This window comes from Terriglobales bacterium (assembly GCA_035561515.1).
Taxonomy (GTDB): domain Bacteria; phylum Acidobacteriota; class Terriglobia; order Terriglobales; family Acidobacteriaceae; genus DATMXP01.
The window spans coordinates 57,295-68,468 of sequence record DATMXP010000022.1; the positions used below are offsets into that span (position 1 = coordinate 57,295).

Sequence of the window (11,174 nt, forward strand, 5' to 3'; positions counted from 1 at the left end):
TTCTCCCAACCAGAGTGTCGAGAATTTGTGACTCTAACCCGCATTCAGGGCAGGATCAAGGCTGAGTTGCTGAAAATACGAATTTTGGTAATAACGAATGGAGTAGGTCATCTGTCACCGCGCTTTGGAAGCGGCGATGCTACCGTTTTCACATGAACAGCCATGAACGAATGGACGTCGCCATGCATCTTGGCACGCCCGACCGTGTGCCTTTCATGTGCCAGTTGGCACTGGGCCATTATTTTCTTCAATCCGGGCTGGACGCCCTCGAGATCTGGTATACGAGCGAAGGCTTTGCGGAAGCGTTAATCCGCTTGCAGCGACGCTACGGCTTCGACGGCATCCTCATCAATCTTCCGGGCCGCAATCCGCGCTGGCGCGACTACGTGACGAAGATCGAGCACAAAGATGGCGAGCGCTGGATCACGTGGAAGAACGGATGGTACACGGTGTTTCCTGACGCAGATTTGCCTCATGTTTTTCAACCTGACGGCAAGCGGTACTTTCCGCGCTTTGAAGAAGTTAATCCCGAGAAGCTGTTCTACATGGATCCGCACGACCTGCTTAGCATCACGTATCCGTACGCGTGGGGTGTTGGCAACGAAGCGGCCGTGCCAGGGAAGGACTTCTTTCCTAGTTGGCACTACGACACGATCAAGCAAGTCGTAGGAAGGGTGGGGAACGAGATATCTGTTCACGGCGAGATATTTTCGCCATTCTCGCAGTTCATGGACATGCTTGATTGCACCAAAGGGCTGCTGGCGATCCGTCGCGACCCAGCCAAAGTTGAAGCCTGCCTGGAAGCGCTGACCATGGGAGCAATCGAACTTGGGCGCGGCCAGGCGGCGGCGGGTGCGCACGCGATTCTGATTTCGTCGGCTTACGCTGGAGCTGGATTTCTTGGTCGCCCTCAGTACGAACGCTTCGTGCTTCCCTACGAACACAAAGTCGTTGCGGGGATCAAGGAGCAATTCGATCTGCCCGTCTACACCCACACCTGCGGCGCAATTGGCGACAGGCTGGACTTGATGATGCAGACGGGTACAAACGGCATCGACACACTCGATCCGCCGCCACTCGGAACCGTAGAGCTAGCCGACGCAAAACGGCAGACCGCCGGGAAGCTCTTCCTGAAAGGGAATCTCAACGCCGTGGAGTTGCTGCTTGGGACGTCGGAGCAGGCATTCGAAGCCGCGCGAGGAAGAATTCAGACCGGCGCACCCGGCGGGGGATACATCCTGAGTACGGCCTGTTCCGCTTCGCCGGCGACGCCGCCGGAGAACATCCTGAAACTGCGCGAAGCTGTGGAACAGTTCGGATATTACTGACGGATTGCGATCTCAAGAAGAGTCAGGATCGTGCGCCAATTACGTGCGGTGCTTGTCGTGTTGAGCTTGGAATCGAAGTAGGCGTTGGTGAGCTTCGATCTTGCTACCCCGTTTGGCAGCCGCAAGTAGATATCTTTTCCGCGGACAAGGAATTCGTCTCCGGGCGAACGCTGTGGATCAAGCTTCGAGAGGGCTTCCGACGTGGGTTCGTCTGCCAGGAACATCACATGAAGTTCGTTCTCGTTGGATCCCTTCTTATGAAAAGGATTGTTCCGGACGGTTGCAGCTAACTCTTCTGCGCTCCGAACGACTACAGGGCAAGCGAATCCGAATCTTTTCTCTATTGCGTTTGAGATTTGTCGCTGTAACGATTGGTTAGGGCCAGCCTTCGCACGGAATACGACGTTGCCGCTCTGGATGTATGTGCTTACGTCCGTGTATGCGGCATCGATCATCATGGCAGCGAGTTCCTTCATCGGCAACTTGTTCTTGCCACCAACGTTAATGCCGCGCAGGAATCCGATATAAGTTTCTGTTCTCGGCATGGGCTCAAAATTGTACCCGGCGGGTCACAGCCTGAGGTACCTGAAAGGGAATGAGGGTATCGGTCGCCGGCTGCATTTTCTCCCGTATAATCAATGTTTGGGGTGGAGGTACCGGGACGTTCAAAAGTCTTGCTTGCGTCGGAACTGACACTCTGCGCATCCAACTCCTGTGGATCACATGCATAAAGCCAGCTTCGTTTTTGACCGATTCGGCCTGACGGAAGCCCACGTCGAACGCTATCTGGCGGCCGCACTTTCGGCCGGTGGCGACTACGCCGATCTCTATTTCGAGTATCACACGACTTCATCCGTGAACGTCGATGAGTCCATCGTGAAGTCCGCTTCGCAGGGGATTTCGGCCGGTTGCGGGGTTCGCGTGATTTCCGGGGAGCGGACCGGGTACGCGTACACCGATGACCTGGCGCCGGAGAAAATCCTGCATGCGGCGAAGACGGCCGCGTTGATCGCGAGCGGTCCGGCCAAGCAGCCCATTGTGGATTTGAAGCAGAACACCGGGCGCAATCTTTATCCACTTGCAGTTGCACCGACCGAGGCCGAGATTGCCGACAAAGTAGCACTGGTCATGCGCGCTGACCGTGCCGCGCGTGCCTACGATTCGCGGATCAAGGAAGTTCGCGCGGGGTACGCCGACGAACTGCGGCAGATTCTTGTGATAGGTTCGGATGGCAGCTTCGCCTACGACACCCAGCCACTCGCGCGCCTGAATGTGATGTGTATTGGCCGCGACGACAAGGGCCAGTCTTCCCGAGGCAGTTCCGGAGGCGGCGGACGCGTTTCTCTCGATCACTTCAAGACGATCAGCACACCCGATCATTTCGCCGTGGAAGCGGCTCGGCAGGCGATTATTCAACTCGATGCGAAGCCCGCGCCAGCGGGCGAGATGGAAGTTGTCCTCGGTCCCGGGTGGCCGGGAATCCTCCTCCACGAAGCGATCGGCCACGGTCTTGAAGCAGATTTCAACCGCAAAGGCACATCGGCGTTCACGGGTATGGTGGGTCGTCGCGTTGCCAGTGATAAGTGCACGGTGATTGACAATGGAACGGTGCCGTCGCGCCGCGGATCATTGAACGTTGATGACGAAGGGAACCAGACCAGCGAGACGGTACTGATCGAGAACGGAATTCTGAAGGCATACCTGAGCGACAAATTGTCTTCGAAGCTGATGGGCATTCCGAACACCGGCAACGGCCGACGCGAAAGCTACGAGCACATCCCGATGCCGCGCATGACAAACACCTACATGCTCGCCGGGCAGGATGCTCCCGAGGACATCATTAAATCGGTAAGGCGAGGGCTCTACGCCGTGAACTTCGGCGGCGGGCAGGTGGACATCACCAGCGGAAAATTCGTGTTCTCGGCGTCGGAAGCTTACCTGATCGAAAACGGAAAGATTACGGCTCCAGTGAAGAACGCGACGTTGATCGGCAATGGTCCCGATGTGCTGACGCGGGTGTCGATGGTCGGCAGCGACCTGAAGCTCGATGAAGGTGTTGGCACTTGTGGTAAAGACGGGCAATCAGTTCCCGTCGGCGTTGGAATTCCTACAATCAAAGTTGACCGTATCACGGTCGGTGGTACGGGAGAGTAAGCAAGAACATGTCAGTTGATTATTTGCATCTGCCCATTGGCCCGGACGTGCCTGAGCTGGTGAATGCCGTTATCGAGATACCTGCGGGACAGGTAAACAAGTACGAATACGACAAGCAGCTCCACGTGTTCCGTCTTGATCGCTCCCTTTTTTCACCAGTCCACTATCCGGGCGACTACGGCTTTATCCCTTCGACATTGTCGAGTGACGGCGATCCGCTGGACGTGCTGGTTCTCGTCGATGAGCCCAGTTTCACCGGATGCCTGATCGAGGTTCGCCCGATCGGCCTACTCGAAATGGTTGACCAAGGTGCGAAGGACGAAAAGGTGCTTGCCGTACCGCGCCACAACCCACGTTACCGCGATGTGCACAATTACACTCAGGTGTATCCGCACGTCATGAACGAGATTTCGCACTTCTTCTCGATCTATAAGGACCTGGAAGGCAAACGTACGCAGATGCTCGGCTGGAAGGATGCGTCAGCGGCCAGGGCGGCAATCATGGACAGCAAGCGCCGTTTCGAAGAACTACCAGAGCAGCAGAAAATAGCGGCGCAGCCATAGTGGCCGACAAAAAGAAAGCAACAATGGATCTGAAGGAACTCACAACTGACGTAGTCTCCCGCGCGATGAAGGCGGGGGCCTCGGCTGCGGAAGCGGTCATCCGCGAAGGAAATGAATTTTCTACCGTCGTTCGTCTCGGCCAGGTCGAGACACTGAAGGAATCAGGCGCCAAAGTGCTGGGTGTGCGCGTGTTCATGGGGAAGCGCGCGGCGAGCACTTACACCAGCGACTTTACTCTGGCGGGTATTGAACAACTGGTCAATTCCGCGGTGTCGCTGGCGAAGGTCACCTCGGAAGACGAATTCAACGGCCTCCCAGAACAGCAACAACTCGGCAGGCTGGAAGGTGATCTCGACCTGTACCACTCGGACGTATATTCGCTCTCGACAGAAGATCGTATCGACTATGCACGCCGAGCGGAGCAGGCCGCTACCTCAGCCGACTCGCGCATTTCCAACTCCGAAGGCGGATCGTTCGATGCTGCCGACGGGCGAAAGATCTTCGCCAACTCCCTGGGATTTGTCGGCGAGTACAAGCGGTCGTACTGTTCGGTATCCGCGGTACCGGTCGCGAAAGATGAAAACGGCAATATGCAGCGTGACTTCTGGTACTCGGTTGCGCGCTCGATGAAGCTGCTCGAAAACCCGGAACAGGTAGGCAAAGTCGCAGCCGAACGCACGTTGCGCAGGCTCGGTGCCCGAAAGGCTAAAACAGCCAAGGTTCCCATCATTTTTGATCCACTCGTGGCGCGGGCACTGCTGGAGAGCATAGCCGATGCCGTGAATGGCGATTCCATCTATCGAGGCGCATCGTTCCTGGCCGGGAAACTCGGAGAGAAGATCGCCGGCGAGAATATCACCATCGTTGACGATGGCACGATCAAAGGCGGCTTTGGAACTTCCCCCTTCGACGGGGAAGGCGTTCCTACTCGACGAACGGTGGTCGTCGAAAAAGGTGAGTTGAAGTCGTACTTGCTGAACACCTATACGGCCAAGAAGCTGAAACTGGCCACAACAGGTAACGCATCTCGCGGACTCGCAGGTACCCCTGGAATCGGTGTCGGCAATTTCTTTCTGGAGCCGGGCACGAAAAACCCTAAGCAGATTCTCGCCGACGTACCCGATGGCCTCTACGTAACAGAGTTCCTCGGGTTTGGCGTCAATCTGGTCACCGGCGACTTCTCTCGTGGTGCATCAGGCATGTGGATCTCTGGCGGACAGCTTGCCTATCCGGTCGAGGAGATCACGGTTGCGGGCAACCTGAAAGACATGCTGTTCAACATTTCCGAAATCGGCAACGACCTCGAATTCCGTGGCTCTGTTGCTTGTCCCACGATCCGAATTGACGGAATGACAGTAGCGGGCGAGTAAACTCGCCCGCCATCGCAGCCATCTCCTCTTAATACGCCTATCAATCTGGCAGGGAGAAACTATGGCTACGAGTCCGCACCTTCCCGAAGAACGACCAACTCCAACCCTGGCCGAGCAGAAACGCAAAAAATCAGCTTCGCCACTGGTGCCGCTTGGCCTGTTAGCAGCAGCACTTCTGCTGGCGGCGATCCTTTACTTCATGCCGCGGACACCGAAAGCGGGTATGCCGCCGAACAACGCTGCTGTTCCGGCGCAGCCCACAGGCGACCAGGTTCAGATCTCCGGAACGCGTATTTCGGAAGCTCCCACTGGCGGGCAGCTATACATTTACGCGACAGTTCACAACGCCGGCACCACGGCCATTACGGGTCTGCTGACGAACGTGATCTTCACCGACCAGAACGGAACTTCACTGCAAGTGCAGGGTGTCGCTGAAGGCATAAAGGATGGCAAGGGTGTGAATCTCGTCGATACTCCCATTGCGCCGGGCCAGAATGGCAACATTCGTATCCCCGTGCAGCATGTGCCGCAGGGATGGAATCACCAACCGCCCGATATTCAGATCGCGCAGGTCACAGCTGCAGGCGGAAAGTAATGGTCATTTGACGGGCTTCCCACCACCGTGGACAATCACAGCATATGGGGAGCCCGTTCTCCACTCCGCAAGTTGAAGAGAAACGTTCCGTCGTTCCACTGGTAATTGGTGCCGCGATCATTCTTCTGATCATAGGCGCGGCCGTTCTTCTCAGCCGAAATCAGCCGCAGAGCTCAGGCCCCGCGACCGAAGATCCGTACTCGTCGAATATTCGCATCATGGATATCAAGCTGAGCCGGGCTGAAAACTTCGCAGGCGGCAACGTTACCTATGTCGAGGGTCAGATCGCGAACATGGGGTCGAAGACGATCACCGGCGCTACCGTGGAAGCAGTGTTCCGCAATACCTTGGGTGAAGTCGTCGACCGGCAGTCTCAGCAACTGACGCTCATCAATCAAATGCCGAATTACGTCGACTCCACCACGCTCGACAAGCACCCCCTTACACCGAACATGCAGCACGAGTTCCGGCTCACGTTCGAGCACATCTCCGCGGACTGGAACCAGGGACTACCAGAGCTCAGATTTACGCGGATCATCACGAAATAGGATTGGCGCGATATGGCTGCATGGCCCAGCCCACTGATGACCATCCGGCATCTCACAAAACCCTCAATGGACAGTAAAATCAATGAAGGATGAGATTTTTAGGAACGGCCATCATTTTTCTGTGCCTTGCTGTCAGTGCGGCTCCGCAGAACCCCAGCCATTTCGCCAACAACTTTGTAAAAGGCCTGGGATATCAGATCACTCTGCCCCCGGATCTCGTCGTTAATCTCGAAGGCAGCGAAGAGGCTGCCCACGGATTTACTCTCGATCTGTTGCGGCCAGGCGATGCTCACGACTGGGATCGCACGCCTGCGCGCTATATTGCGTTCGGTGCTCGATTCGACACCGATGAGGCCGGTTCTCTCGAGGCGGTTATTCGGCAGATGACCCGCAATATCGAGAATCTTGTCCCGCTTGAGTTGCAGGGAAGAGGTGAGCTTCGCCTGGCGGGAACGTTTCCTGCGAAGCTCGGAAATCTCCCCGCGAACCGGTTGGTGCTCGAATACCGCAATTCGGAAAAGCAACCCACACTTCGCCAGATTCTGGTGGCTTACCGTGCTCGTCCGGATGCGACCGCCATCATCTACGTCGCGATACTGAACACGACTCGGATCGACTTTCAGCAGGACTTGAAGACATTCACCAGTATTCTCTCGGGTTTCCAATTGACTTCAGTCGAATAGGAGCCGCTAGCTATGCGCCGATCGTTTGTGCTGTTGGTGCTGTTTAGCCTGATTTCTGTTTCAGGGTTTGCGGATACAAAGAAGGCCAATGAAAAGATCAGGCGTGCCGAGACGGAGTTTGCTCGCGGCAACGTCAACGGCGCTGAGAAGAACCTTCGGCAAGCGCTAGAAGAGGATCCGAATTCGATTGATGCCCATCTCGCCCTGGCGGATCTTCTGTCCCAGACCCGACGCAACTTCCAGGCGGCGCAAGAATACACGAAGGCCCTCGAACTCGACGCATCTCAAAAGAAGTTAACGGAAGCCCAGCGCCGAAGCGCCATCGACCAGCAGGCCATCAGCTATGCCCTGGGTGGCGAACTGAAAAGGGCACGCGACATTTACCTCGAAGCATTGAAGAGCGACGGCGATTACGCGATGTACAACTACAATCTCGCTTGCGTCTACGCCGAGATGAACGATCTGAACTCGGCTCTTCCCTATCTTCGGAAGTCGTGGGAGCACCGCGACACGCTACCTTCTGGAGTGAAATTCCCCGATCCGCGCAAAGACGATTCCTTCAAAGCGTTCTGGAACGATGCACGCTTCCAGAAGGCTGTCAGCGATATCGTTTTGTAGAGCAAAAAAGAGGCCGCCCGCAGGCGGCCTCGACTGTGTTCTCAGTGTTTACGGGAGGTTTAGTCTCCAGGCTCCCAGTCCGTGCGTTGCCGCGTACAGAATGCGGGAGTTTGGTACCAGGGTTATGCTTGCGACTTCCACGTTTGGCATGCCCGGTGCCGCAAGGGTCCACGTGGTGGTTCCGGCTGCCAGCGCATACACGCCGAAGTCGGTTCCCACGAACAGATCACCCGTCGCGCTATCGAAGGCCACATCGGTAAGCGGAATGTCCCCTAGGTTGTTATCCAGGTTCACCCAAGTGGCGGTGTTTGTAGCCGGGTTGAATGTGACCTGGAAGATATGGCCCGGGATCGATCCAGCGGAAGCGTTGTAGCCGTTGTAGGAAATCCACGCGCGATTCGGGTCTTTCGGATCTACGTAGATACCGCTGACGTGCCGGTTAGGGCTGCTTCCGATATCAATGCGCGTGAACGTAACCGTATTGGCCGGGTCCGCATCAGCGTTCTTGGATATGAAGACACGACCCGTTGTTGTTCCTGCCCACAATGTGGACGTGTCGCCAGCGGCGCGTTCTACCGCCGCCACCGATCCTCCGGAACGATTGCCAAGAGTGCCCGAAGTTAATGCCGGGCCGCCCAACGGCTGCCAATCACCGCAAGGACCGCTGAAGTTTCCGTAGAACTCATTGCAGCGCGCCCGGAACTCATCCAGCGTGAGGTCCCCCATGCCGGAGGTCTTCGTGCGCCAAACATGTCCCGTTCCCACGTACATCGTGCGGCTTACAGTCGGATCGGAGATGATCGGCGTGTAGAAGAGTTGCGCTTCGGTGCCATAGATTGGGTCGGCAATCCAGTTCCAATCGATGATTTCACCGCCGCTGAAGTTAACGTCTGGCGTTGCCTGATAGTAGGTGTGGAACCGGAAGCTCGGGTCGGCAACATCGAAGCCGGATTGGCCGCCGTCTCCCCACATGGTCTGATACCACTTCACCTGGTTCCCGGTTGTTTCCCAGGTTCCGTTGTCCTGCGTTCCGCCCTGAATGTTGTTGGGATTGCTCGGGTTCACGGAGAGACTCTGGAACTGCAGCGTCGTCAGTCCTTTGTTCATGCTGAACAGTTCGGTTGGCACGCGCGACAATAGCTGCTGGCAACGAGCAAGGCCGGTCGCTGAAAGTGGCCTTCCAGTGCAATTGGCTGATGCGTCCGCGAACGAACCGCTCGAACGAACGATACCGCCGTCGCTCGACTCCCAGAACTGGTATGGATTTCCCGGGTTGGTGACCAGAAAATGCTGGTCAGGGTGGAGCCCGTTCGGATGTACCGGATCGGAAGCGTCCATGGTCATATCGTTCCAGGTATGTCCGCCATCGGTTGATAGCACCACGCCACGGCCGTTCGAGACCCTTCCAGTTTCGCCGTACTGGTACGACCCGCCGATGTAAACGATGTCGGGATAACCGGTCGGGCTCGTCACCAGCGAGTCATACCAACATTGCCCGGTGCAGATGTTGTAAGCGCCGAAGCCTGGGTTCGCAGTGCTGTTGCTGGACAGCAGCGAGAAAACGGGTCCCGCACCGGCAACATCGTCCGCCCGGTAAAAGGCTGCCGCGTTGGTGCCATCATTGCCTTCCACGACGTACATCCGCGTCTTATTGTCGGGGGTCTTGTTTACGGCGAACTCCGGACGTGTCGTCGTGTTTGCCGCATTCAGGGATGTCTTGATCTGTGTCCAGGTCGTGCCTCCGTCAACAGATCGCCAGATGCCGCGCGCGTAAGACGCCGCATACAGAGTGTTGGCGTCGGTCGGATCGATGGCCACGCGGCGCACACCACGAGGGGAACACGGGGTTCCGTTGTTCGCTTCGGTGGTGTCACCCGTACATGCAGCAGCGTTTGCCGATCCATTGTGAACGAAGGTCCACGTCGAACCACCGTCGGTGGAGCGGTACAAACCCCACTTCGCAGCGCCCGGAACGAGCGAAACTCCGCCTCCCGTGGTCGAAGTCACACCACGTACTCCGCGAGTTGTGCCTACATAGATCGTATTGGGATCGCCCGGCTTAACTGCGATCGTGCCGATCGATCGGCCGTTGAATTCGGCCTTTCCCATAACACCTGACCAGGTGTCGCCACCGTCGGTGGATTTGTACAATCCAACACCTGCGGCTGAGTCAGCACTCGCGTTCGCTTCTCCGGTGCCAACCCAGATTGTATTGCCGCTCGGATCGTTGGGGTCCACGGTGATCGATCCGACCGCATTGATACCGAACGGCGTAGCGAGGTATCTCCACTGCGGCTCACCCGTAAGCGCGTTGTCGGCGCGCCAGACTCCGCCGCCGGCCGGCGTTGCCCAAAGACGGCAATTCCCCGGAACGCATGTGTTAGACACTGCCAGGGACGTGGTACGCCCTGCTGCAATGTAGAGATTCGGTACGTAAGAACCGGCGTCGCGCAGCGGCGTCAGTTGATACTGAGCGTTGCTTGGTCCAACCGAAACCCACTGGCCGGGGCGGCCCTTACCGCGCGTGAACGCACGGCCCCTGATGGCGGCTGCGGCTTCACGGGATGAGTCAATGAGCGCCAGCGGGATATCCGTGTCTGGATAAGCCCGGTTCAAGAATGCTTCTTCTTCCGGCGTGCCTGCTCCAGTGGGTGACATGCCCTGGTTCCCAGGCAGGGCTCGGTGCAGTTTCTCCAGGTGACGGGCCAATGCCTTCGGCTTCTTATCGGATTCCTCACCGCGAGCATCGTCCATCTCACGTTTGGTTTGCTTCTTTGCGACGGTATTGTTCGCAGTCTTCGAGGCTTTCGACTGCGCCTTAGATTGGTTGACCTTTACCTTCTTAGCTTGTGAACTCGAACTTTGCTTGGCGGGATTAGCGGACTTCTCTGTGGCCCACAATGAGCCCACAAGGGACAGCAGAAGGCATACTGCCACTGCCTGCAGAGACTTCATGTTTCATTCCTCCTGGAACCGGAGACGTAAAGGTTGGGATTCTTGCGACCCCACGTCGCGATATGCGAGGAAGCAAACTTACTCTCTCGGATGGCGATGTCAAGCGAAACCTACTATTTACCTCGTTGATAATGTGGTTTTGTTGAAAAGAGTGAAAAACCTTTGCGCAATGTGGGAAACAACTTTCCCTCTCCCCGGGCATCGCCTATCTGGTGCTCACCCATTTTTTACTAGTTGGTAAATGGAAGATTTAGCTCGAAAAGCCGTGGAAGACGCCTCTCCCGTTTTGGGAATTCCGCCTGAATGTGCGTCAGTTCCCCGCCTCCGCCGCTCATGATTCGGAGTACCATCTGCACCGGG

Annotated in this window: 10 protein-coding genes; 8 read left to right on the forward strand and 2 right to left on the reverse strand. The window is 56.8% G+C overall.

Annotated elements, in window-relative coordinates; all coding sequences use genetic code 11:
- The first annotated feature begins 152 nt into the window (after positions 1–152).
- Positions 153–1,328 carry a uroporphyrinogen decarboxylase family protein gene (locus VN577_09760; GenBank protein ID HWR15105.1) on the forward strand — a complete coding sequence of 392 codons (1,176 nt, stop codon included), beginning with the start codon at positions 153–155 and terminating at the stop codon, positions 1,326–1,328.
- On the opposite strand, the gene VN577_09765 is transcribed toward VN577_09760, so the two are convergent.
- Positions 1,322–1,873: a DUF1697 domain-containing protein gene (locus VN577_09765; protein HWR15106.1), complete on the reverse strand. Its 552-nt coding sequence runs from the start codon at positions 1,871–1,873 to the stop codon at positions 1,322–1,324. The genes VN577_09760 and VN577_09765 overlap by 7 nt on opposite strands.
- A gap of 178 nt (positions 1,874–2,051) precedes the next feature.
- On the opposite strand from VN577_09765, the gene tldD reads away from it, so the two are divergent.
- The 7 genes from tldD to VN577_09800 all read left to right on the forward strand — a co-directional run bounded on the left by tldD (position 2,052) and on the right by VN577_09800 (position 7,859).
- Entirely contained in the window at positions 2,052–3,482 is a 1,431-nt protein-coding gene (gene tldD, locus VN577_09770) for a metalloprotease TldD (GenBank protein ID HWR15107.1), read from the forward strand.
- 8 nt (positions 3,483–3,490) lie between these two features.
- A complete protein-coding gene (locus VN577_09775) occupies positions 3,491–4,045 on the forward strand; it encodes an inorganic diphosphatase (GenBank protein HWR15108.1) in 555 nt (184 codons plus the stop codon).
- Between the two features lie 23 nt (positions 4,046–4,068).
- Entirely contained in the window at positions 4,069–5,415 is a 1,347-nt protein-coding gene (locus tag VN577_09780; GenBank protein HWR15109.1) for a TldD/PmbA family protein, read from the forward strand.
- A gap of 61 nt (positions 5,416–5,476) precedes the next feature.
- Positions 5,477–6,010, forward strand: coding sequence for a hypothetical protein (locus VN577_09785; protein HWR15110.1), 534 nt, complete (start codon positions 5,477–5,479; stop codon positions 6,008–6,010).
- A gap of 44 nt (positions 6,011–6,054) precedes the next feature.
- Entirely contained in the window at positions 6,055–6,558 is a 504-nt protein-coding gene (locus VN577_09790; protein ID HWR15111.1) for a DUF2393 family protein, read from the forward strand.
- An 89-nt stretch (positions 6,559–6,647) separates the two neighbouring features.
- On the forward strand, positions 6,648–7,241 hold the full coding sequence (locus tag VN577_09795) for a hypothetical protein (protein ID HWR15112.1): 594 nt from the start codon (positions 6,648–6,650) through the stop codon (positions 7,239–7,241).
- Between the two features lie 12 nt (positions 7,242–7,253).
- A complete protein-coding gene (locus VN577_09800) occupies positions 7,254–7,859 on the forward strand; it encodes a tetratricopeptide repeat protein (GenBank protein ID HWR15113.1) in 606 nt (201 codons plus the stop codon).
- Between the two features lie 48 nt (positions 7,860–7,907).
- Here VN577_09800 and VN577_09805 read toward each other — a convergent pair whose 3' ends face one another.
- Complete coding sequence (locus VN577_09805; GenBank protein ID HWR15114.1) at positions 7,908–10,814, reverse strand: hypothetical protein; 2,907 nt, start codon at positions 10,812–10,814, stop codon at positions 7,908–7,910.
- Between the last annotated feature and the right edge of the window lie 360 nt (positions 10,815–11,174).

Excerpts from the sequence above, each read along its gene's own strand:
- VN577_09760 (HWR15105.1), top strand. The coding sequence starts at position 153 with ATGAACAGCCATGAACGAATGGACGTCGCCATGCATCTTGGCACGCCC.
- VN577_09765 (HWR15106.1), bottom strand. The coding sequence starts at position 1,873 with ATGCCGAGAACAGAAACTTATATCGGATTCCTGCGCGGCATTAACGTT.
- tldD (HWR15107.1), top strand. The coding sequence starts at position 2,052 with ATGCATAAAGCCAGCTTCGTTTTTGACCGATTCGGCCTGACGGAAGCC.
- VN577_09775 (HWR15108.1), top strand. The coding sequence starts at position 3,491 with ATGTCAGTTGATTATTTGCATCTGCCCATTGGCCCGGACGTGCCTGAG.
- VN577_09780 (HWR15109.1), top strand. The coding sequence starts at position 4,069 with ATGGATCTGAAGGAACTCACAACTGACGTAGTCTCCCGCGCGATGAAG.
- VN577_09785 (HWR15110.1), top strand. The coding sequence starts at position 5,477 with ATGGCTACGAGTCCGCACCTTCCCGAAGAACGACCAACTCCAACCCTG.
- VN577_09790 (HWR15111.1), top strand. The coding sequence starts at position 6,055 with ATGGGGAGCCCGTTCTCCACTCCGCAAGTTGAAGAGAAACGTTCCGTC.
- VN577_09795 (HWR15112.1), top strand. The coding sequence starts at position 6,648 with ATGAGATTTTTAGGAACGGCCATCATTTTTCTGTGCCTTGCTGTCAGT.
- VN577_09800 (HWR15113.1), top strand. The coding sequence starts at position 7,254 with ATGCGCCGATCGTTTGTGCTGTTGGTGCTGTTTAGCCTGATTTCTGTT.
- VN577_09805 (HWR15114.1), bottom strand. The coding sequence starts at position 10,814 with ATGAAGTCTCTGCAGGCAGTGGCAGTATGCCTTCTGCTGTCCCTTGTG.